19 protein-coding genes and 1 riboswitch are annotated in these 21110 nt (G+C 69.0%); of the genes, 9 read left to right on the top strand and 10 right to left on the bottom strand.

Annotation, left to right across the window (positions count from 1 at the left end):
• Entirely contained in the window at positions 1-837 is an 837-nt protein-coding gene (aat, locus tag CDN99_RS01305) for a leucyl/phenylalanyl-tRNA--protein transferase (RefSeq protein ID WP_088382314.1), read from the bottom strand.
• Positions 838-860: 23 nt separating this feature from the next.
• Here aat and CDN99_RS01300 point away from each other — a divergent pair, with 23 nt between their 5' ends.
• From CDN99_RS01300 to CDN99_RS01285, 4 genes are all read left to right on the top strand, one after another.
• Positions 861-1208: an ArsC family reductase gene (locus CDN99_RS01300; RefSeq protein WP_088382313.1), complete on the top strand. Its 348-nt coding sequence runs from the start codon at positions 861-863 to the stop codon at positions 1206-1208.
• Positions 1209-1245: 37 nt separating this feature from the next.
• Entirely contained in the window at positions 1246-1935 is a 690-nt protein-coding gene (locus CDN99_RS01295; protein WP_088382312.1) for a riboflavin synthase subunit alpha, read from the top strand.
• A 445-nt stretch (positions 1936-2380) separates the two neighbouring features.
• Positions 2381-2767: a hypothetical protein gene (locus tag CDN99_RS01290; protein ID WP_088382311.1), complete on the top strand. Its 387-nt coding sequence runs from the start codon at positions 2381-2383 to the stop codon at positions 2765-2767.
• A gap of 79 nt (positions 2768-2846) precedes the next feature.
• Entirely contained in the window at positions 2847-3830 is a 984-nt protein-coding gene (locus tag CDN99_RS01285) for a CsgG/HfaB family protein (RefSeq protein ID WP_088382310.1), read from the top strand.
• A 178-nt stretch (positions 3831-4008) separates the two neighbouring features.
• On the opposite strand, the gene acnA is transcribed toward CDN99_RS01285, so the two are convergent.
• Positions 4009-6732, bottom strand: coding sequence for an aconitate hydratase AcnA (gene acnA, locus CDN99_RS01280; protein ID WP_088382309.1), 2724 nt, complete (start codon positions 6730-6732; stop codon positions 4009-4011).
• A 313-nt stretch (positions 6733-7045) separates the two neighbouring features.
• On the opposite strand from acnA, the gene CDN99_RS01275 reads away from it, so the two are divergent.
• From CDN99_RS01275 to CDN99_RS01260, 4 genes are all read left to right on the top strand, one after another.
• Entirely contained in the window at positions 7046-8386 is a 1341-nt protein-coding gene (locus CDN99_RS01275; protein WP_238139310.1) for a class I SAM-dependent methyltransferase, read from the top strand.
• Positions 8387-8713: 327 nt separating this feature from the next.
• On the top strand, positions 8714-9592 hold the full coding sequence (locus CDN99_RS01270; RefSeq protein ID WP_088382308.1) for a flagellin N-terminal helical domain-containing protein: 879 nt from the start codon (positions 8714-8716) through the stop codon (positions 9590-9592).
• Positions 9593-9721: 129 nt separating this feature from the next.
• Positions 9722-10675: a flagellar hook-length control protein FliK gene (locus CDN99_RS01265; protein ID WP_088382307.1), complete on the top strand. Its 954-nt coding sequence runs from the start codon at positions 9722-9724 to the stop codon at positions 10673-10675.
• A gap of 143 nt (positions 10676-10818) precedes the next feature.
• The gene (locus tag CDN99_RS01260; protein ID WP_158218723.1) at positions 10819-11406 is read left to right on the top strand and encodes a PAS domain-containing protein; all 588 of its coding nucleotides are present in this window, start codon (positions 10819-10821) and stop codon (positions 11404-11406) included.
• Between the two features lie 63 nt (positions 11407-11469).
• On the opposite strand, the gene garD is transcribed toward CDN99_RS01260, so the two are convergent.
• The 8 genes from garD to CDN99_RS01220 all read right to left on the bottom strand — a co-directional run bounded on the left by garD (position 11470) and on the right by CDN99_RS01220 (position 19668).
• Positions 11470-13059, bottom strand: coding sequence for a galactarate dehydratase (gene garD / locus CDN99_RS01255; RefSeq protein ID WP_088382305.1), 1590 nt, complete (start codon positions 13057-13059; stop codon positions 11470-11472).
• A gap of 154 nt (positions 13060-13213) precedes the next feature.
• Positions 13214-15343, bottom strand: a complete 2130-nt coding sequence (locus CDN99_RS01250) for a flagellar biosynthesis protein FlhA (RefSeq protein ID WP_088382304.1) — start codon at positions 15341-15343, stop codon at positions 13214-13216.
• Complete coding sequence (flhB, locus tag CDN99_RS01245) at positions 15340-16488, bottom strand: flagellar type III secretion system protein FlhB (RefSeq protein ID WP_088382303.1); 1149 nt, start codon at positions 16486-16488, stop codon at positions 15340-15342. Before flhB ends, CDN99_RS01250 begins: the two co-directional genes overlap by 4 nt.
• On the bottom strand, positions 16481-17278 hold the full coding sequence (locus CDN99_RS01240) for a flagellar biosynthetic protein FliR (protein WP_088382302.1): 798 nt from the start codon (positions 17276-17278) through the stop codon (positions 16481-16483). Before CDN99_RS01240 ends, flhB begins: the two co-directional genes overlap by 8 nt.
• Positions 17279-17303: 25 nt before the next feature.
• Positions 17304-17573 (bottom strand): flagellar biosynthetic protein FliQ, encoded by a 270-nt coding sequence (locus CDN99_RS01235; protein WP_088382301.1) that lies wholly within the window; start codon positions 17571-17573, stop codon positions 17304-17306.
• Positions 17570-18373 (bottom strand): flagellar type III secretion system pore protein FliP, encoded by an 804-nt coding sequence (gene fliP / locus CDN99_RS01230; RefSeq protein WP_088382300.1) that lies wholly within the window; start codon positions 18371-18373, stop codon positions 17570-17572. The genes CDN99_RS01235 and fliP overlap by 4 nt, the downstream gene beginning before the upstream one ends.
• Complete coding sequence (locus CDN99_RS01225) at positions 18370-18714, bottom strand: FliM/FliN family flagellar motor switch protein (protein WP_088383274.1); 345 nt, start codon at positions 18712-18714, stop codon at positions 18370-18372. The genes fliP and CDN99_RS01225 overlap by 4 nt, the downstream gene beginning before the upstream one ends.
• 6 nt (positions 18715-18720) lie before the next feature.
• A complete protein-coding gene (locus tag CDN99_RS01220) occupies positions 18721-19668 on the bottom strand; it encodes a FliM/FliN family flagellar motor switch protein (RefSeq protein WP_088382299.1) in 948 nt (315 codons plus the stop codon).
• A gap of 433 nt (positions 19669-20101) precedes the next feature.
• Positions 20102-20206: riboswitch (cyclic di-GMP riboswitch) on the top strand.
• A 663-nt stretch (positions 20207-20869) separates the two neighbouring features.
• Between CDN99_RS01220 and fliE the strand changes: the two genes are divergently transcribed.
• Positions 20870-21109 (top strand): flagellar hook-basal body complex protein FliE, encoded by a 240-nt coding sequence (gene fliE / locus CDN99_RS01215; RefSeq protein ID WP_375134412.1) that lies wholly within the window; start codon positions 20870-20872, stop codon positions 21107-21109.
• Position 21110 lies beyond the last annotated feature (1 nt).

Genomic DNA, 21110 nt, shown 5'->3' with positions numbered 1-21110 from the left:
TCAGGGCCTGTCGGACGTTGCGAGCGGTGCGTTCGGGTCGGGAGCGTCGGTGGCGGCGGACGGGTCGGCCTTCTCGGCGCCATCGGCGCCGTCCGCGTTGTCATGCGGGTCCAGCCGGGCCCACAGCCGCGGATGATAGGTCCAATCCCCGGGGGCTTGCAGGCCGACATGGGCCGCCAGATGCGCCTCGAACGCGCCGCGCGTGACCGGTGCCGCGCCCAGCGACGCGAGGTGACCGGTCTGCTGCTGGCAGTCGATCCAGGGGATGCCGAACTCGCGGCACAGGCACACCAGCGCGGCGAGGGCGATCTTGGACGCATCGGTCCTGCGCATGAACATCGATTCGCCGAAGAACATACGTCCGAGGTTGATGCCGTAGAGCCCGCCGGCGAGCTCGCCGTCGATCCAGGTCTCGACGCTGTGGACGGTGCCTTCCCGGGCGAGCTGCAGATAGGCCTGCTGCATCTCGGGGACGATCCAGGTGCCGTCCTGGCCGTCGCGCGAGGTGCTGGCGCAGGCTTTCAGGACGGTCTCGGTGGCGGCGTCGACGCGGATCTCGCAGCCGGGCGTGCGGCGGAACTTCGCGAGCGTCTTGCGCAGCGAACGGGACACCTTGAAGTCCTCGGTGCGTAGCACCATGCGCGGGTCGGTCGTCCACCAGAGGATGGGCTGGCCCTCGCCGTACCACGGGAAGATCCCTCGCGCGTAGGCGGCGCGCAGGCGCGCGGGCCGCAGGTCGCCGCCGGCCGCGAGCAGTCCCGGCGCGTCGCTGCGCGGGCCCAGCGCGCGCTGCGTCGGCGGGAAGTCCAGGGAGTCGTCGTCTAGCCAGGGGATCATCCGCTTCATGGTAGCGTGACGGGATGATCACCCTCTACGGCATCCCCAACTGCGACACCGTGAAACGCGCCCGCGCGTGGCTCGACGAACACGGCCTGGCTTACCAGTTCCACGACTACAAGAAACAGGGCGTGCCCGCCGGCAAGCTGCCGGGCTGGATGAGCGCGCTGGGATGGGACAAGGTGCTGAACCGCGCCGGCACCACCTGGCGCAAGCTGGACGACGCGACCAAGGCCGCGGTGATCGACGCCGCCAGCGCCGCCGCGCTGATGGTGGCGCAGCCCAGCGTGATCAAGCGCCCGATCGTCGAGTGGGCGGACGGGCGGCTGAGCCTGGGCTTCTCGCCCGAGCTGTTCGAGTCGCACCGCTGACGCGCGGGCCGGCCCACAGATCACAGGAGATTCGGACATGTTCACCGGCATCGTGCAAGGCATCGCCCAGGTCGCGCAGATCACCGACAAGGAAGGCCTGCGCAGCTTCACCCTCGACTTCCCGCCCGGGTTCTGCAAGGACCTGGAGATCGGCGCCAGTGTCGCCTGCGACGGCGTCTGCCTCACCGTCACCGCGCTCAAGGGCGACACGCAGGCCGACTTCGACGTGATGCTGCAGAGCCTGAACCTGACCACGCTGGGCCAGCTGCGGACGGGCAGCCGCATCAACGTCGAGCGCGCCGCGCGCGACGGCGCGGAGATCGGCGGGCATCCGCTCTCGGGCCACGTCGACTTCATGGCGACGGTGGCCGCGATCCGCCAGCCGGCCAACAACCACGTGATCCGCATCGCCGTGCCGGCGCCGTGGATGCGCTACATCTTCGCCAAGGGCTACATCGCGGTGAACGGCGCCAGCCTGACGGTCGCCGAGGCCGGCCGCGAGGCCGACGGATCCGGCTGGTTCGAGGTCTGGCTGATCCCGGAGACGCTGCGCATGACCACCTTCGGTGACAAGGGCGTCGACGCTGCGCTGCACATCGAGATCGAGCGCCAGACGCAGGTGATGGTCGACACCATCCGCGACGCGGTCGCCGAGAAGATTGGGGCGCTGATGCCGGCGTTGAAAATGTTCGCGAAGGAGCGGGGGTTGGAGTTGGGGATCGAGTGAGCCGGCTGTGATGTGGGCCTGATGGCTTCAGCATCGCCGCAACACCGCATGACCAAAGTCAATCCGTGCAGCGCACGCCGCGGCGGATGAAGCCGGAGCAGGGGACGCGAGACACCGGCCGGACCGCGGGAGCGGTCGCCAGTCCCGCGCCGCGCGCCGCTCAGCGATGTCGAAGGCCCTGGTCATCGATGTTCGCGGCCGTCGGTGCCGCTGCCGGCCAACCCGCGCCGATGCGCGCGATCGCGGGGTCAGGTCGTGTCGTACACCGTTTCTCACGACCACGTGTGCGGCCATCGCTCGATACCGCTCCGGGACAACCCGATGCGCCATCCCCACGACTGGGGTTCCGTGGAATCCACCACGATGGGGGCCTCGCCTTTTCGACGCCAAGCCTTAACAATCCGCCGCATTCATCTGATCAGAACATTTGAGCGGGAGTGAAGACATGGTGGCCAAAGGCCTGATGGCGGCGGGATTGCTGGCTGCGTCGATCGCGACGCTGGCGCAGGTGCCTTACGTGTTCACCTACAACCCGGGCCCGACCCGCGGCACCAAGTGGATGGCCAAGGCCTCCGACGGCAACACCGAAGGCGCCGCGTCCGTGCTGACCTCCGCCCCCCGCCCGGCCTGGGTGCGGCTCTGCTACACCATCGGCCCGTCCGACAGCACCGTGTCCGTCTACGCGCAAACCCGCAACGAGGAGCCCCGCGCGCTCGAGGTCGCCTGGGGCGGCTGCACCGACGTCTTCGGCACCAGCATCTGGATCGGCAACCCGCATGGCCAGGTGGTCGGCGGTTATTACGGCGTCGCGCCCGCCACCCCGGCCGATTGATTCGACTTTTCCCGCTGACCGTGCCGGATCCCTCCGGCCTGGCTGTTCTCGCCCGTTCCTAGAAAAACTGGAGGATTCCATGCTTGCCTCTCCCACCCTCGCTCCCGGTCGTCTCGTTGGCGCCGTCCTGAAGTCCACCTTGCTGCTGTCGCCGCTGCTGCTGGCCGGCTGCCTGGCCACCGCGCCGACGATGGGCGAGAACAAGGGCACCGTCTCCGGCGCCGCCGGCGGCGCGACGGCCGAGAACCAGAACAGCAAGCTGGAGCATTGCGACGAGACGCTGGGCACGCTGGCGATCTTCGAGGACACCAACGCCCCGTGGTGGTCGCAACTGCGCGACCGCCAGCTCGGCTCGACCCTGCCGGTGCTGCGCCTGATGGTGCAGCAGAGCAACTGCTTCGTGATCGTCGAGCGCGGCAAGGCCTTCGCCAACATGGAGCGCGAGCGCGCGCTGATGCAGTCCGGTGAAGTGCGCTCGGGCAGCAACTTCGGCCAGGGCCAGATGGTCGCCGCCGACTACACGATGAGCCCCGAGATCCAGTTCTCCGGCAAGACCGGCGGCGGTGGCGGCGGCATCGGGACCGGCGCCATCGGCCTGCTGACCGCGGTGGCGGCCAACATCAACCAGAACGAAGCGTCCACGACGCTGCTGCTGGTGGACAACCGCTCGGGCGTGCAGATCTCGGCGGCCGAAGGCACGGCCAAGAACTTCGACTTCGGCTTCGGCGCCGCCAGCTTCTTCGGCGGTGGCGCCGTCGCCGGTGGCGCGTATGCCAAGACGCCGGCCGGCAAGGTGATCACGGCCGCGTTCGCGGACTCGTACAACCAGATGGTCAAGGCGCTGCGCAACTACAAGGCGCAAACCGTCAAGGGTGGTCTGGGCACCGGCGGCCGACTGGGCGTGCAGGGCGGCTCCACCGCCGCGTCCAAGGACGTCGACGGCGCCGCCGCGACCACCGCCGCGCCGAAGCCGGCCGCCAAGCCCGCTGCCAAGCCGGCACCCAAGAAGGCGACCACCACCTCGACCACGCCCCCGGCCACCGGGACCGGCACCTCGAAGTAAAACGCCAGCGGCTCCCGCGCGTCCCCAAGGGAAGGTCCATGGACCTTTCCAGGAGGACGGCGACGATCGCTGGACGTGAAGAAGGGGCTCGACAGGCGACTGTCGGCCCCTTCTGCGTTTTCCGTGGCTGTTTGGCCTGGCGCGGGCCCGCGCCAGGCCCGCGACAAGACGACGGCCGTCAGGCCGCCAGCAACTGCCGCAGCACGAACGGCAGGATGCCGCCGTGGCGGTAGTACTCGACCTCGATCGGCGTGTCGATGCGCAGGATCAGCGGCACGCGGCGCTCCGCGGCGTCGGCGGCGCGGATGACCAGCGTCGCCTCGGACTGCGGACGGATCTCGTCGGCCAGCACGATGTCGATCACCTCGTCGCCCTGGAGCCCCAGGCTTTCCCAGGAATCGCCCGGGCGGAACTGCAGCGGCAGCACGCCCATGCCGACCAGGTTGGAGCGGTGGATGCGCTCGAAGCTCTTCGCCACCACCGCCTTGATGCCCAGCAACTGCGTGCCCTTGGCGGCCCAGTCGCGGCTGGAGCCGGTGCCGTACTCCTCGCCGGCGAAGATCACCGTCGGCACGCCGGCCGCGATGTAGCGCATCGCGGCGTCGTAGATGAACATGTGCTCGCCGCCCGGCTGGTACAGCGTCACGCCGCCTTCCTCGCGGGCGCCGTCCGGCTTGGCCGGAATCATCAGGTTCTTGATCCGGACGTTGGCGAAGGTGCCGCGCATCATGACTTCATGGTTGCCGCGGCGTGAGCCGTAGCTGTTGAAGTCGGCCTTCAGCACGCCCTGTTCCTTGAGGTAGCTGCCGGCCGGAGAGGCTTCCTTGATGGCGCCCGCAGGGGAGATGTGATCGGTCGTGATCGAGTCCCCGAACAGCGCCATGATGCGCGCGCCCTGCACACCCGCTTCCAGCGCGCCGGGCACCTGCGTGAAGCGGCCGAAGAACGGCGGCTGCGCGATGTAGGTGCTCTTGGGCCAGCCGTAGACCTGGCCCTTGCCGCCCTTGATCTTCTCCCAGAGCTTGCCGGGTTCGGACTTCACCTTGGCGTAGTTGGCGCGGAAGGCGTCGGGATTGAGCGCCAGCTTCAGCAGCGCGTAGATCTCGTCGCTGCTGGGCCAGATGTCGCCCAGGAAGACCGGCTTGCCGCCGGTGCCGTGGCCGACCGGCTCGGTCATCAGGTCGCGCGTGACGTTGCCGGCGATCGCGTAGGCCACGACCAGCGGCGGGCTGGCCAGGAAGTTGGCCTTGATGTTGGGATGGATGCGCGCCTCGAAGTTGCGGTTGCCGGACAGCACCGCCGCGCAGATCAGGTCGTTGCCGGTGATCGCCTCGTTGATCTCGGGCGTCAGGTCGCCGGCGTTGCCGATGCAGGTCGTGCAGCCGTAGGCGGCGACGGTGAAGCCCAGCTTCTCCAGATAGGGCAGCAGGCCGGCCTTCTCCAGGTACTCGGTGACGATGCGCGAGCCCGGCGCCAGCGAGGTCTTGATGTGCGGCTGCACCGTCAGGCCGGCCTCGACCGCCTTCTTGGCCAGCAGGCCGGCTGCCAGCAGCACGCTGGGGTTGGAGGTGTTGGTGCAGGAGGTGATCGCCGCGATCAGCACGTCGCCGTTGGCGATGGACAGGCCCTGCTGCGCGCCGCCCAGCGGGAACTTCCTGGCCAGCTTGGCAGCCGGCTGGTTGAAGCCGTTGTCCGCCACCGGCTTGCTGAACAGGCTGGTGAAGGTCTTGGCCAGGTCGGTGATGACGATGCGGTCCTGCGGGCGCTTGGGGCCGGCCAGCGAGGGCACGACGGTGCCCAGGTCCAGCGACACCACCTGGCTGTACTCGATGTCCCCGGCGCGCGGCACGCCGAACAGGCCCTGCGCGCGGAAGTAGGCCTCGAAGGCCTCGATCTCATCCTGCGTGCGGCCGGTGCCCTTGAAGTAATCGACGGTGCGCTCGTCGACCGGGAAGAAGCCCATCGTCGCGCCGTACTCGGGCGCCATGTTGCCGATGGTGGCCCGGTCCGGCACCGACAGCGAGGCGGTGCCCTCGCCGAAGAACTCGACGAACTTGCCCACCACCTTGGCCTTGCGCAGGATCTCGGTGACGGTCAGCACCAGGTCGGTGGCGGTGACGCCCTCGCGCAGGCGCCCGCTCAGCTCGAAGCCGACCACGTCCGGCGTCAGGAAGTACACCGGCTGGCCCAGCATGCCGGCCTCCGCCTCGATGCCGCCCACGCCCCAGCCGACCACGCCGATGCCGTTGATCATCGTCGTGTGGCTGTCGGTGCCCACCAGCGTGTCGGGGTAGTAGACCGTGTCGGCGCCGCCGCCGGCCTTGTGCACGCCGCGGGCCAGGAACTCCAGGTTGACCTGGTGGACGATGCCGAAGCCGGGCGGGACGACGCCGAAGGTGTCGAAGGCCTGCATGCCCCACTTCATGAACTCGTAACGCTCGCGATTGCGCTCGAACTCCAGCTTCATGTTCAGGTCCAGCGCCTGCTTGGTGCCGAAGTGGTCGATCATGATCGAGTGGTCGACCACCAGGTCCACCGGCACCAGCGGCTCGATGGTCTTGGGGTCCTTGCCCTGGGCGGCGGCGACGTTGCGCATCGCCGCCAGGTCGGCCAGCAGCGGCACGCCGGTGAAGTCCTGCAGCACCACGCGGGCGACGACGAACGGGATCTCCTCGTTGCGCGCGGCGTTGGGCTGCCAATGGGCGAGCTGCTCGACGTGGGCGGCGGTGACGCGTTGGCCGTCGCAGTTGCGCAGGACGGATTCCAGCACCAGCCGGATCGACACCGGCAGGCGGTTCACATTCGGAAACTTCGCCGCCAGCTTGGGCAGCGAGTAGTACTTGCCGCTCTTACCGGAGGCGGTCTTGAAGCTGGCGACGGTGTTGGCAAACGCGTGCGGCATGGCTCACTCCTTGGCTTTTTGCTTGCGGGCTGATCGTTGGGGGACGATTGTGGCGCGATGGGGCCGTGCTGTGATGACTCCTTTGGGCGAAGGCCGGCGCGGCCGGTGCGGGGGCGCAACGGACGCTTTTGGCGACAGGCGCCCAATGTCCCCAATCCGGGCGGGGGTGGCTCGGGCAGGGGGGCCCCAAGGGGGTGGGGCATTCGCTAATATCGACCGAAGACCATGGGCCGTCAGCGTCAGGTCGGGCAAGAACTGACCCTCGGACGCTGCCGACCCACATGCTTTCGTGGCTGTATGGGCGAGGAATCGCATGGATCAGGAACTCTTGTCCCCCACGTCGCCCGCTGCCGCCCGCGCGGCGCAGGTCGTCGCCGGCACGGCGGGTACGCCGCCGCTGCCGCCGGCGGGGTTGACGCTGCTGCAGCGGCTGTTCTCGGCCTACCCGGGCAGCATGGGCCTGCGGCTGGGCAACTGGTCGACCCGGCTCGGCCAGCAGAGCCAGTTGCCGCCGGACTTCACGCTGGTGCTCAACGAGCCCACCGCGCTGCGCCGCCTGCTGCTCGGGCGCGACCCGCTGCGTTTCGCCGAGGCCTATTTCACCCAGCAGATCGATGTCGAGGGTGACTTCTTCGCCGCCCTCCAGCTCAAGGACCACTTGCCGGACCTGACGCTGTCCTGGAGCGACCGCCTGCGCCTGGCGGTGCGGCTGCTCGCGCCCCCGCCGGGCGCCGCCGACGCAGAGTTGCGCTCGGCCGGCGTCCGCCAGCACACACGGGCCGAGAACAAGGCCGCGATCGCTTTCCATTACGACCTGTCCAACGACTTCTACGCGCTCTGGCTGGACCCGGCGATGGTCTACTCCTGCGCCTATTACGAGACCGAGGACACCTCGCTGGCGCAGGCCCAATGGTCCAAGCTGGACCACATCTGCCGCAAGCTGCACCTGCAACCGGGCGAGGAGCTGCTCGACATCGGCTGCGGCTGGGGCGCGCTGGTGATGCACGCGGCGCGCCACTACGGCGTGAAGGCGGTGGGCATCACGCTGTCGGAGCGACAGCTCGCACTGGCGAAGGAACGCAACGCCGCCGCCGGACTGCAGGGCCAGGTGGAGGTCCGCCTGTGCGACTACCGCGACATGACCGGCCAGTTCGACAAGGTCTCCAGCGTCGGCATGTTCGAGCACGTCGGGCTCAAGAACCTGCCCACCTACTTCGGCGCGGTGAACCGGCTGCTCAAGCCGGGCGGGCTGTTCCTGAACCACGGCATCACCCATGAGGAGGAGGGGTGGGGGCAGGCGCTGTCGTCCCGCTTCATCAACCGCTACGTGTTCCCCGATGGGGAGCTCGATCGGGCCAGCAACGTGATGCGGGTGATGGAGCAGCAGCAGTTCGAACTGCACGACGTGGAAGGCCTGCGGATGCATTACGCCCGCACGCTGCGGGCCTGGGTCGCGCGGCTGGAAGCGGCGCATGAACAGGCGCTGGCATTCGTCGACGAGGCCCACTACCGGATCTGGCGTCTGTACATGGCGGCTTCGGCGCTGGAGTTCGAGACCGGAGAGCTCGGGCTCTATCAGATCCTGGCCAGCAAGCGCGATCATGGACCGGCACCTGTGCCGTTGACCCGGCGCTATATGTACGAGAAGCGCTGAGGGCTCGTTCTCGCTGTCCTCTTCCATTCCTGCGGTGACCGAGCGCGCGCACGCCGAGCCGGGGCCCTTTTCCTCCATGTCATTCCTTCGCCACCCTCCCGGGTGGCGAATTCCCTTCTCTACTTCCGGAAAAGGGCCCCGGCTCGGCGTGCTCGTCGTGACAGCGCGCCGCCGATGCGTGGTGGTTGACGTGGGGGTGGTGGGGGGGCGAATAAATCTTTCTCGCGGGATTTAAGTCGTTCCGTCGCGGGGTCGTCCTGTGGTGGGGAGGGCAGTTGATTGCTCCTCACCCAACAAGCGCAAGACCACTCTCTAGGAGCGAATCAAATGTTGAGCCTGCACACCAATGCCGCGGCCCTGTCGACCCAGAACTCGCTGAGCTCGTCGCAGAAGAGCCTGGCCACCTCGATGACCCGCCTGGGTACCGGCTATCGCGTCAATTCCGCGATGGACGACGCCGCCGGCCTGCAGATCGCCACCCGCCTGGACGCCCAGACCCGCGGCATGGCCGTCGCCCAGCGCAACACGCAGAACGGCATCTCGATGCTGCAGACCGGGGAAGGCGCGCTGAACGAAGTCAGCAACATCCTGCTGCGCATGAAGGACCTGGCCACGGAAGCCTTCTCGGCCTCGTCGACCGCGACCGACAAGACCGCCATGCAAGGCGAGTACGACGCGCTGGGCACCGAGCTGACCAACATCATCAAGAACACGTCCTTCGGCGGCACGCAGCTGTTCTCGGACGGCGCCCTCATCACCGGCGCCGGCGGCAAGATGTCCACCGCGATGAGTTTCCAGATCGGCGCGTCGGCCGGTGAATCGATGAGCGTGGACGTCAGCGGCCAGCTGACCGCGCTGGCGACGGCGCTGGGCAATGTCTCCAAGCAGTACAACGCCACGCCGGCCGCCGGCGCGGAACTGTCCGCCACGGCCAACACGATGCTGACGACCATCGGCGGCGCGATCGACAAGGTCGGCGAACTGCGCGCTTCCTTCGGCGCCGCGGCCAACCGCCTGGACCATGTCTACAACAACCTGCAGAACATGAGCACCAACACGTCGGCCGCCAAGGGCCGCATCATGGACACGGACTTCGCCGCCGAGTCGTCCACGATGACCACGAAGCAGATGCTGATGCAGTCGGGCACCGCCATGCTCAAGCAAAGCAACAGCATGTCCGGCCTGGTCATGTCCCTGCTGGGCTGATGACGCCGCGTCGATGACGCGGGGCGCGCTTCGCGGCGCGCCCCGGGGCATCGACACGCGACAGGCAAGGGCCGGGCGGCGACGTCCGGCCCTTGTCGCTTTCAGGACCGCGAAGGATCGGGCGCAGACATGGCGGGATCGACATCGAATGGCAACGTCGGCGCGGTCGGCGCCGTGACCGCGTCGTCGCGCCTGCAGCCGCTGCTGCGGGACCTGGGGGGCTTGCCGGGCCTGGCACCCGGCGCGGTGCTGCGCCTGGCGGGCGCGGACCGGCCCGGCGCCGGCTGGCGCCTGGAATCGCTGGACAGCGGCCGGGTGATGACGCTGATCGAGCCGCCGCTGGACGACCTGCTGCCGGGCGACGAGGTGCTGCTGCGCGTGCGGGCGGTGGCGCCGCGCGTGGAACTCGAAGTGATCGAGCGGCGCGCCGGCGGCGGCCGCGACGGGCCAGCCGGCGCATGGGATCGGCCGGGCTCGGGCCGCGCCGACATGGGCGCCGGCGGCAACAGCGGCTGGGGGCAGCTTGCCGCGCTGCGGGTCGATCTGGCGCAATGGCGCCGTCAACTGCTGACCACGCTGGTGCCAGAGCCGGCGATGCGGACCCCGGCGGCGCTGGTGTCCGCCTGGACCCTGGCGCTGGCGCATGGGCAGGTGCCGGTCGGGCCGGGCGGCGAGCCGCTGTGGCTGTTGCCGCTGCCGTACTGGGTTCGCGCGGACCGGCGCGGTGGCGCGCCGGACGACGAGGCGTCCTCCGGGTCGGGTGCCCCCGCGCCCGCGGCCGTGTCCGAGGACGCCGCGCTGAGCCTGCTGCTGCGCTGGCGCGGCGAGGCGATCGGCGTGCAGCTTCAGGGCACGCGGACTGCGCTGTCGATCACGCTGCTGGCGGAAAACGACCAGATCCTGACGGCGCTGCGCGCGGAGTTGCCGCGGCTGGTCGCGGCGCTGGTGCGGGTGGGCTTCCGGCTGCAGCGCCTGGGGTGGCGCCGGCAGCCGCTGTGGGTGCCGGTGGACCCGTTCCCCGCGATGCGGTCGGAGCCCGCGCTGTTGACGGCCGCCGCGGAGCTGGTTGCGGCGCTGAGCTGAGCCGCGCAGCGCCGCGCCGAGCGGGGCCGGGTCGACTTGCGGATGAATGATTCGTGAACGATGTGTGGTGTGGCGGCAAAGCGCGCACGGAAGGCGGCTGGCGGCGTTGACCGGCCGGGATGCGGCGCGCAAGATGCATCGCCATGGGTATCCGTCATCATGAAGTCAGGAATTGGCGGAGCGCCGTCGAGAGCGGTGCCTTCGGCGTGTGGGATCTGAGCCCGCAGCTGGAGGTGGTGCACTACTCGCCGCGCTGGAAGGAGCACCTCGGTTTTCCTCATCCGGATCAGCCGGACAGCACCGCCTTCTGGCGCTGCCGGGTGCATCCCGAGGACCTGGAGCCGATGATGCTGTCGCTGCGCGCGCACTTCGACGGCTTCACCGACGGGTATGAGCAGCGCTTCCGCCTGCGCAGCAACGGCTCGGGCTACCGCACCGTGCTGTCGCGCGGCCGCGTGGTGCAGCGCGACCATCGCGGCGACGTGCTGCGGATGCTGGGCACGATGGTCGACCTGACCGCGCGCCCGGTGACGCCCTTCGACGACCGCTTCATGGGCGATGTTGCGCCGCTGGGCTCCGGGGGGCGCACGCCGTTCCACACCTTGCTGAGCCTGACCGGCGCGCTCGTGCCGGCGCAGGACCTGATCCCCGACGACGACACCGCCGAGCTGCTGGATCAGGTGGCGGAGATCATGGCGCGGTCGTTGGAGCAGGTGATGAGCACGGCCTGAAGGGCATGGCGCGCGATCGGGGCATGCGCGGCCGAGGCGCGCCCGTCTCTTCGCGTCCGGCCCTCAAGTCACCGGCGCCGGATTGAACAGCACCAGCGCGTTGTGCAGCCCGTGCTGCTCCGCCCAGGTCTTGCGGCCCGAAGCGACGTCGAGCATCAGCCGGAACATCTCCCATCCCGTCTCCGCGATCGACTTCTCGCCGTCGGCGATCTGACCGGCGTTGATGTCCATCAGGTCGTGCCAGCGGCGCGCCAGGTCGCTGCGCGTCGCGACCTTGATCACCGGGCATTCCGCCAGACCGTAGGGCGTGCCGCGGCCGGTCGTGAAGACATGCAGGTTCATGCCCGCCGCCAACTGCAAGGTGCCGCAGATGAAGTCGCTGGCCGGCGTGGCGGCGTAGATCAGGCCGCGCTGGTCCCGAGCCAGCTTCTCACCCGGCGAGAGCACGCCCGAGATCGCCGCGCTGCCGCTCTTGACGATCGAGCCCATCGCCTTCTCGACGATGTTGGACAAGCCGCCCTTCTTGTTGCCCGGCGTGGTGTTGGCGCTGCGGTCGACGCTGCCGCGCCGCAGGTAGGCGTCGTACCACGCCATCTCGCGGATCATCGCCTCGGCCACCTCCGGCGTGCCGGCGCGGGCGGTCAGTTGCGCGATGCCGTCCCGCACCTCGGTGTTCTCGCTGAACATCACCGTCGCGCCCGCGCGCACCAGCAGGTCGGCGCAAAAACCCACCGCCGGATTCGCGGTCACGCCGGAGAACGCGTCGCTGCCGCCGCACTGCACGCCCACCACCAGCTCCGACGCCGGCACCGTCTCGCGGCGCCGCGCGTTCAGGCGCTCCAGGTGGGCCTGGGCCTGCCTCATGACCGAGTCGATCATCGACATGAAACCGACGTGCTGGACGTCCTGCAGGCAGACGACGTCCAGGCCGCTGTCCGCGGCGGCGTCGCCGACCGTCGGCTCGCCGCGCCGGTCCGCGATCGGGATGGCGCCGGGGGGCATCAGCCGCTCGGGCTGCAGCTTCTCGCAGCCCAGGCTCACGACCATCACCTCGCCGCCGAAATTCGGATTGAGGCTGATGTTGCGCACCGTGCGGATCGGGATCACCGCGTCGGGCGCGTCGATCGCGACGCCGCAGCCGTAGGTGTGGGACAGCGCGACGACGTCGTCGACGTTGGGGTACTTCGGCAGCAGCTCCGCCTTGATGCGCTCGACGGCGAAGTCCACCACCCCGGCGACGCATTGCACCGTCTGTGTGATCGCCAGGATGTTGCGCGTGCCGACCGAGCCGTCGGCGTTGCGGTAGCCCTGGAAGGTGTGGCCCTCCAGCGGCGGCAGCGGCGCGGCCTTGACGGTGGCGATGGGCAGGCCTTCCAGCGCGCGGGCCGGCGGCATGCGCAGCAGGCGTTCATGGACCCAGCTGCCGGCCGCGATGTCCTGTGCCGCGTAGCCGATCGGCACGTTGTAGCGCAGCACCGTCGCGTTCGCGGGCAGGTCGACCAGCGCCACCTTGTGGCCCTGCGGCACAAGGTCCTTCAGCACCACGCCCGAGGCGAGCACCGTGCCCTCGGGCAGTCCGCCCTCGTTGACGACGATGGCGACGTTGTCCGCCTCGTGCATCTGGATGGTCAGCGGGGTCTTGGGGGCGGTCATGGCAGGGCCTGGATGCGGGGAGGGGAAGGGAAGCGGTGGGCGTGATCCGCGCGTCGTGGAACGCGGAAACCGCCAGGGAACCTGGCGGCGTGAACATCATGGTACCGCTACCAAGTCAGCGTGGATGGTAGCGGGGAGCGCGGCGGGGTTCAAGTCACCCCAACGTCCCCACCACCGCGATTTCCTTCTGATCCGGCACCTCGTTGTACGAGAGCACCGCCAGCCCCGGCGCGAAGAGGCGCGCATACCGGGCCAGCAACGGCCGCACCTGCGGCATGACGAGCAGCGCCGGCGCCGTGCCCAGCTGCTTCATCTGGTCCCGCGCGCCGGGCATGTGCTGCTGCAGTTGGGAGAGCAACTGCGGGTCCACCGGATAGCTGTCCAGCTGCACCTTCGCGCCGCCGGCCCGCGCCTGATTGAGCGCGTTGAGCAGATGGTTCTCCAGCTCGCTGCCGAGGTTGAAGACCCGCAACGCGCCGAGCGCGCCTTGCGGCCCCTGCAACTGCGCCACGATCTGGCGCTTGAGCGCGCAGCGGACCTCGGCGGCGAGCAGCACCGGGTCCTTCGTCGCCTCCGCGTTCTCGACCAGCGTCGAGGCGATGGTCTGGATGTCCTTCACCGCGACGCCCTCGGCCAGCAGCAGCCGCATCACCTTCAGCAACTGCGCGTGCCCGAAGGACTTGTCCAGCGCCGCGCCGAGCTTGGGCGCGATGGCGTTGAGGCGCTCCAGCAGCGCCGCGATGTCGTCGAACTTCAGCAGCTCCGGCAACTGCTCGCGCAGTACCTTGGATACGTGCGTCGCCACGACGCTGGCCACGTCGACGACCTGGTAGCCCAGGCCCAGCGCGTGCGCCTTGTCCTCCGGCGCGATCCAGGTCACCGGCATCGCGTAGGCGGGATCGAAACCCGGCACGCCGTCCAGGTCGCCCCAGACCTGGCCGGAGGCGATGGCCATCAGCCGGTCCGGATAGATGTCCGCCTGCGCCACCACCGCGCCGCTGAGCGAGATCGCGTACTGGCTCGGCTTGAGCGACAGGTCGTCCCGCACCGCGAGCGTCGGCAGCAGCACGCCCAGCGACTCGCTCATCGATTGCCGCATGCCCCGCACCCGCGCCTGCAACGGTGCGCCCAGCGCCGGATCGATCAGGCCGACCAGCTTGTAGCCCAGGCTCACCGACACCGGCTCCACGACGGGCAGCGCGCGCCAGTCGATCTCCGGCGGCGCGCCGGCCACCAGCGCGCTCTCGATGGGCGCGGCCGGCTGGATGCGGCCGCTCGCGCGGTTGCCCATGCGCCATGCCGAATACGCCAGCGCCAGCGCGAAGGCGCTGAATGCCATCCACGGCATGCCCGGGATCACCGCCAGCACGCCCATCACGCCCGCCGCGCTGTACAGCACCTGCGGCGAGGCGAGCATCTGCTCGCTGATCTGCTGCTCGAATTCGCCCGAGTCGCTGACCCGCGTGACGATGATCGCCGCGGCCGCCGACAGCAGCAGCGCCGGGATCTGTGCGACCAGGCCGTCGCCGATGGTCAGCAGGCCGTACTGGCGGATCGCCTCGCCCAGGCTCAGGCCGTGCATGAACGCGCCGATCGCGACGCCGCCGATCAGGTTGATCAGCAGGATCAGGATGGACGCGATCGCGTCGCCGCGCACGAACTTGCTGGCGCCGTCCATGGCGCCGTAGAAGTCGGCCTCGGTGCCGACCTCCTGGCGCCGCTTCTGCGCCTGCTCCTGGTTGATCAGGCCGGCGTTGAGGTCGGCGTCGATCGCCATCTGCTTGCCGGGCAGCGCGTCCAGCGTGAAGCGCGCCGAGACCTCCGAGATCCGCTCCGCGCCCTTGGTGACGACGATGAAGTTCACCACCATCAGGATCACGAAGACCACCAGCCCGACGATGAAGTTGCCGCCGATGACGACGTTGCCGAAGGACTCGATGACCTTGCCGGCCGCGTGCGTGCCCTCGTGGCCGTGCAGCAGCACCACGCGCGTGGACGCGACGTTGAGCGACAGCCGCATCAGCGTCGTCGCCAGGATCACGCTGGGGAAGATGGAGAAGTCCAGCGGCCGCCGGCTGTTGACGCTGACCAGGATCACCACCAGCGACAGCACGATGTTGAACGTGAACAGCACGTCCAGCAGCACCGGCGGCATCGGCAGGATCACCATCGCCAGGATCGCCAGCAGGAACAGCGGCGCCGCCACGCGCAGGTCGCGGATCTGCCGCGTGAAGCGCTGCAGGCCGGAATCCGGCGTGGAGGAGGGGGGCAGGGTCGGCTTCATGGGGATTCCGGGTCGGAGAGATGGCGTGGCACCGACAGGTCGGGCGCCAGGCGCGGTTCGGTGGCGCGGCGGCCGGCGGCGAAGGCCTTGAGCTGCATGACGTAGCTCAGCACCTGCGCGACCGCCTGGTACAGCGAGGCCGGGATCTGCTGCTGCACCTGCGACGTGTTGTAGAGCGCGCGCGCCAGCGGCGGCAGCTCCAGCAGCTGCACCTGGTGCTCGCGCGCGAGCGAGCGGATGTAGAGCGCCATCTCGTCCACGCCCTTGGCCACGACGTAGGGCGCCTCGGCCTTGGCGCTGTCATAGCGCAGCGCGACGGCGTAGTGCTCCGGATTGACGATGACGACGTCGGCCTCCGGCACGGCCTTGCGGACGCTGCGCCGCGCCAGCTGCTGCTGCAACTGGCGGATGCGCTGCCGGACCTCGGGTCGGCCCTCGTTCTGCTTGTACTCGTCCTTGACCTCCTGCTTGCTCATGCGCTGGCCGCGCAGGAACAGCAGGCGCTGCAGCGGCACGTCCACCAGCGCGTAGAGCATCAGCACCGCCGCCAGCGTCAGCAGCGCGTCCATCACCAGCGCCGCGGCGCGCGCCAGCGCGTCGGGCAGGCTCAGGGCCTGGAGCTGGACGTACTCGGTGGCGAAGCTCGTCGTGACCCAGTACAGCACGCCCAGCACGCCGCAGGTCTTGAGCAGCGTCGCGGCCAGCTCGCTGTAATGCTTGGCGGTGAACAGGCGCGACAGGTTGGACAGCGGGCTGAGCCGCGAGAAACGCGGCATCCACAGGTCGGTGGCGAAAACCAGGCCGCCGCTCAACTGCGCCGACACGATCACCGCCGCCGGCAGGGCCAGCAGCGGCAGCAGCATCTTCGCCAGCAGCCACAGCGACTCGTGCGCCGCCTCGCCCCACAGGGCGTCGAGTCCCGCCAACGCGTCCTGCCCGTCCAGCGGCGCGAGCGCGAGCCGGAACAGGCGGCCGAAATCCTCGAGGTAGGCCGGCGCGATCCACACCAGCAGCTTCAGCCCGACCAGCAGGCCGATCGCCGCGCCGATGTCCTTGCTGCGCGCGACCTGGCCCTGCTCGCGCGCCTTGCGGAGTTTTTGCTCCGACGGTTTCTCGGTCTTGTCGCCGGTGCCGGACTCAGCCATTCGGGCCTCCGTCGCCGGTGGCGCGCATCGCCTGCTCCAGCGATCGCAGCAGCTGCTGCGTCATGCGCAGGTAGTGCGCCGGCACATGCGCCAGCACCTGCGTCAGCATGAACAGGCCGAACAGCGTCACCAGCGAATAGCCCAGCGAGAACAGGTTGAGCGCCGGCGCCACGCGGTTGAGGAAGCCCATGCCCAGCTGCACCACCAGCGTCGCGGCCACCACCGGCAGCGCCAGCAGCAGCGCGGCCGAAAACACCCAGGCCAGGTTATAGGCCAGGTTCTGCAGCGTCAGCAGCGACAGCCCGGCGCCGATCGGCCAGGCGCGGAAGCTCTCGCCGATCACCGCGGTGAAGAGCAGGTGGCCGTCCATGCCGAAGAAGGCCAGCACGCACAGCACGTTCAGCAGCGCGCCCACGACGTCCGACGAACTGCCGTTGATCGGGTCGTTCAGCACCGCCATCGCCAGGCCCAGCTGCGACGACAGCAGGAAGCCCAGCACGCCGATGACGGCCATCGCCAGATGAAAGGTCAGCCCCATCGCCAGGCCCAGCACTGCCTGCTCGGCGGCGGCCAGCAGGCCGTGCATCGAGAACACCGGGATGGGTGCGGCCGTCGCCTGCGACACCGGCATCAGCACCACCGCCAGCACCAGCGACAGCAGCACGCGCGCGGACACCGGCATGCCCGCGTCGCCGATCGTCGGGGCCGCCGCCAGCATCGCGATGACGCGGCAGAACGGCCACCACAACGCGGTGAGCCAGGCGGTCAACTGGCTGAATTCGAGCTCCACGGCGGCGCGCTTTCCTGTCCGCGGCTCAGGTGACGAGGGCGGCGGCGCGCTCGAAGATCGACACGCAGAAGTCCATCAGCAGGCCCACCATCCAGCGGCCCGCCACGCCCAGCACCAGCAGCGTGACCAGCAGACGCGGCAGGAAGGCCAGCGTCTGCTCGTTGATCTGCGTGGCGGCCTGGAACAGCGCCACCATCAGGCCCACGATCAGCCCCGGCAGGATCAGCACCAGCACCAGCAGCATGGTCAGCTGCAGGCTCTCGCCGATCAGGTCGGTCGCGATCTCGGGGCTCATCCGGCCACCCCGCGCACGCTGGACACCAGCGTGTTGACCGTGAGCGTCCAGCCGTCGACCAGCACGAACAGCAGCAGCTTCAGCGGCAGCGAGATCACCAGTGGCGACAGCATCATCATGCCCATCGCCATCAGCACCGACGACACCACCAGGTCGATCACCAGGAAGGGGATGAACAGCATGCAGCCGATCTGGAACGCGGTCTTGAGTTCCGACAGCGTGAACGCGGCCAGCTTGACGGGGAAGCTGTGGTCCTCGGGCTTGACGACGTCGGTCTCGCCCGCGAGCTGCGCGATCTGCGCCAGCGCGCTCTTGCCGGTCTGCGCGAGCATGAAGCGCGAGATCGGTTTCTCCGCGATCCTGAGCGCCTGCACCAGCGTGATCTTGTCGTCGTCGTAGGGCTGCAGCGCCTGCTCGTAGACCTGCTGTCCGATGGGGCGCATCACGAGGATGGTCAGGATCAGCGCCACGCCGGTGACCAGCCGGTTGGGCAGGCCCTGCTGCAGGCCGAGCGCCTGGCGCAGCAGCGACAGCACGATCACGAAGCGCGTGAAGCACGTCATCATCAGCACCAGCACGGGCAACAGCCCGAGCAGGGTCATGATGACCAGCACCTGCGTCTTCAAGGTGAAGTCGCCGCCCCCCGCGCCGGCTCCGGCGATGCGGATCGCCGCCATCGCGGGCGGCGACGCGACGACGGCGGCGACGCCCACGGCCGCCAGGCCGGCCAGCGCCGCGATCCTCGCGCCCCGGTGCCGCGGGACGGCGCCGACGCGATCGAGGATGCCCGGCGTGCTCATGAGCCGAGCCGGTCCAGGTCCAGGCCGTCCAGGTCCAGCACGCGCAGCGCGTGGCTGTCGCCGCTGACGACGACCTCGGCATGGCCGATCGGCGTGCCGTTGACCTTGATCACCAGCGGCGCGCCGGCCAGCGTGTCGAGCTCGACGACGCTGTCCGCCTGCAACTGCGCCAGGTCATGCAGCGACAGGCGTGCCTCGCCGACTTCCAGCGTCAGCGTCACGGGGATCTTGCGCATCAGCGCGGGCAGGTCGCGGCCGGCGGGCCGGGCGTCCGCCACGGGCAGGTCCTGCGTCAGCGCGTGGTCGTCCAGCAGGCCCGCGATCAGGTCGGTATCGCTCATCATCAATCACTCCAGGTCTTGGAAAGAGGTCAGGCACAACTTGCCCTGGTGTTCGGCGACGGCCGCGCTCATCAGCGCCGAGCCATCCACCAGCACCGTCGCGTCGGCCATCCGGATCGGGATCAGCGCGCCGGGCCGCAGGTCCAGCACGGTGCCCAGGTCCAGCTCGCGCTCCAGCAGCCGGGCCTGCAGCGTCAGCGTCAGGCGCCGCGCCAGCGGCTGGGTCTGCGCCGCGGCGGGGCGCGCCGGCCGGTGCTGCCCGGACAGCCGCCGCAGCAGCGGTTGCAGGTAGGCGCCGTCCAGCGCCAGGCGCAGCGTCATGTCCGGCGCGGTGCCGGCATCGTCCGAGGACTCCGCGCCACCACCGGCCACGTCGCGCATGGACACGCTCAGCACCCACGCATCCGGGCCGAAGGCGGGCAGGGCGCCGGCCCGCAGCGACGGCACATCCTCCGGCGGGGCCAGGTCTTGCCCGGACTCGTCATCCTGGCCCGCGCGCTGCGCCAGCCATTGCAGGCACAGGCCGGCGAACTGGCCGGCGAGCAGATGGCGCAGCCGCTCCTCCGTCGCCGTCGGCGGCGCGGCGTGGTCATCGTCGACGGGGTCGGCGCCCAGCCCGAGCCGCCGCGCCATCAGCGTCAGCACCAGTGCGCGATCGATGCGGCAGGCCAGCGGACCGGCGGGCCCCTGCGCGCGCAGCCATCCGGCCGCGGCGCCGTCGCCGTCCACCCGGGCCGACATGGCCGTGACGCCGAGCGGCTGCAAGCTCAGCACCTGCAGTTCATAGCGGCTGCGGTAGCGGCGGTTCCAGGGCTGCACCAGCGTGCGCTGTAGCGCCTCGCGCAGGCGCTGCGCCACCAGCGGCAACAGGTGGACCGGACGGCCGAGGCTGCGCGGGTCGAGCGCGACGGGCCGGGGCTCCAGGGCGGTGGCGGGACTGGGCTGGGAGGTCATCCGTGGATCCAGGAAGAATGGGCGGGTGGCATTCCCCAGGAGAGGCTCTCCTGGATGACGACCGGATTTAATCCAATTGTCATGAATGGTCATGCCATAACCGCCGAATTCTAGGAATCGACGGCGGTTTAAGCCAGCATTTGAACCGGCTCAATCGCACGGTCAGGGAATAAATCACAAACCGACAACCGCGAATCGCACGAGCCGAACGCCAACTGTTTAAGGTCGGCTTCGAAGGTGTCGTCATATCTGGCTGGAAAGTACGGCCATCCTGATTTTCAGATTTATCAGTCTCGATACAAAGCCGACTTTTGACTGTCATAAACCATCAGGGTTTGCGATGTCGGCCGTGAACTACTTCACGGTCGCCAAACCTCGTTTGACGCAGTGCACAAACGGTTCTTGTTGCGGACGAACACACCGACTACAGTCCGACACATCAGGGCACACCCGAGCGAAAGCCGGGGTCGCAAAGCCTCCGGTCTACCGTCCGGCGCTCGTCATACAGGGCGCGGATCAAGATAGCGGGGTTGCCAGACCTGAGTCTGCGAGCCACGTGACGCGTGGTTTAAAGGCGCTCGCCTGCCAGGCCTCATCCGGGCCTGTTGTGACCCTGCACGATTCCCGCCGAGGGGTGCCCGTCAGAGAGAGGACGGACATGGTCATTCACGCACAGCTTTTCATTCCCTGACCCGATCCAGGCCGGCGCCGCCGTGGTTCCGACGGCGCCAGCGGATATCCGCGCGGCTGCGCAGCCGTGGGTATTGGCCAGGGTTTCCGACATTCGCATTCAAATATATCGCCGCCGCACGGGTGCGAGGGATTGCCTTGTCCTGAATTGTCGAAATGAAACGATCTGTAAACAATAGGACATCTGTCGGGTGATAAATCGGCGGCGCAGTGCGTTAATTGAATAGACGACCCGACGAGGATTTGACTCAACTCCGACATTTGTCCCAAGGGGAATCCCCGGGGGTGGCGGAGGAAATCAAGAGCGAAGCCGATCCGATCACCGCGGGTGATGGACGGATAAGGTGAACGAATAGTCCCGGGGACGGCGGCGCGAGCATGCGTGGCCGGGCCTGATATTGGAGGGAACAGAGGTATGTCGATCACGACCCTGAATGCCGCCGTCGGCCAGTCGGCGATGGAATCGCTGTTGAAGCAGGATGCCGTGCGCTTGCAGCGTGACGCGCAGTCCATGCAAGTGGGCCTGGGCGATAACCCAGCCATGCCGGGTTTCGAGCAGATGCTGCGACGCGTGGACGACCGCGATCAGGCCGCCGCCGCCCGCATGGAGGCGGTCGAGCGCGGGGAGAGCGACGACCTCGTCGGCGCGATGCTCGCCAGCCAGGAAGCCAGCCTGTCGTTCTCGATGCTGATGCAGGTCAGGAACAAGGTGGCCGGCGCCGTGGACGAGCTGATCAAGCTGCAGCTGTGAG

It is taken from the genome of Roseateles aquatilis, from assembly GCF_002205645.1.
Lineage (GTDB): Bacteria > Pseudomonadota > Gammaproteobacteria > Burkholderiales > Burkholderiaceae_C > Roseateles > Roseateles aquatilis.
This window is presented reverse-complemented; position numbering and strand designations above follow the sequence as displayed.

Bases quoted from the DNA above. Each gene is read 5' to 3' on its own strand.
- aat (WP_088382314.1), bottom strand. From the start codon at position 837: ATGATCCCCTGGCTAGACGACGACTCCCTGGACTTCCCGCCGACGCAG.
- CDN99_RS01300 (WP_088382313.1), top strand. From the start codon at position 861: ATGATCACCCTCTACGGCATCCCCAACTGCGACACCGTGAAACGCGCC.
- CDN99_RS01295 (WP_088382312.1), top strand. From the start codon at position 1,246: ATGTTCACCGGCATCGTGCAAGGCATCGCCCAGGTCGCGCAGATCACC.
- CDN99_RS01290 (WP_088382311.1), top strand. From the start codon at position 2,381: ATGGTGGCCAAAGGCCTGATGGCGGCGGGATTGCTGGCTGCGTCGATC.
- CDN99_RS01285 (WP_088382310.1), top strand. From the start codon at position 2,847: ATGCTTGCCTCTCCCACCCTCGCTCCCGGTCGTCTCGTTGGCGCCGTC.
- acnA (WP_088382309.1), bottom strand. From the start codon at position 6,732: ATGCCGCACGCGTTTGCCAACACCGTCGCCAGCTTCAAGACCGCCTCC.
- CDN99_RS01275 (WP_238139310.1), top strand. From the start codon at position 7,046: ATGGATCAGGAACTCTTGTCCCCCACGTCGCCCGCTGCCGCCCGCGCG.
- CDN99_RS01270 (WP_088382308.1), top strand. From the start codon at position 8,714: ATGTTGAGCCTGCACACCAATGCCGCGGCCCTGTCGACCCAGAACTCG.
- CDN99_RS01265 (WP_088382307.1), top strand. From the start codon at position 9,722: ATGGCGGGATCGACATCGAATGGCAACGTCGGCGCGGTCGGCGCCGTG.
- CDN99_RS01260 (WP_158218723.1), top strand. From the start codon at position 10,819: ATGGGTATCCGTCATCATGAAGTCAGGAATTGGCGGAGCGCCGTCGAG.
- garD (WP_088382305.1), bottom strand. From the start codon at position 13,059: ATGACCGCCCCCAAGACCCCGCTGACCATCCAGATGCACGAGGCGGAC.
- CDN99_RS01250 (WP_088382304.1), bottom strand. From the start codon at position 15,343: ATGAAGCCGACCCTGCCCCCCTCCTCCACGCCGGATTCCGGCCTGCAG.
- flhB (WP_088382303.1), bottom strand. From the start codon at position 16,488: ATGGCTGAGTCCGGCACCGGCGACAAGACCGAGAAACCGTCGGAGCAA.
- CDN99_RS01235 (WP_088382301.1), bottom strand. From the start codon at position 17,573: ATGAGCCCCGAGATCGCGACCGACCTGATCGGCGAGAGCCTGCAGCTG.
- fliP (WP_088382300.1), bottom strand. From the start codon at position 18,373: ATGAGCACGCCGGGCATCCTCGATCGCGTCGGCGCCGTCCCGCGGCAC.
- CDN99_RS01225 (WP_088383274.1), bottom strand. From the start codon at position 18,714: ATGAGCGATACCGACCTGATCGCGGGCCTGCTGGACGACCACGCGCTG.
- CDN99_RS01220 (WP_088382299.1), bottom strand. From the start codon at position 19,668: ATGACCTCCCAGCCCAGTCCCGCCACCGCCCTGGAGCCCCGGCCCGTC.
- fliE (WP_375134412.1), top strand. From the start codon at position 20,870: ATGCAAGTGGGCCTGGGCGATAACCCAGCCATGCCGGGTTTCGAGCAG.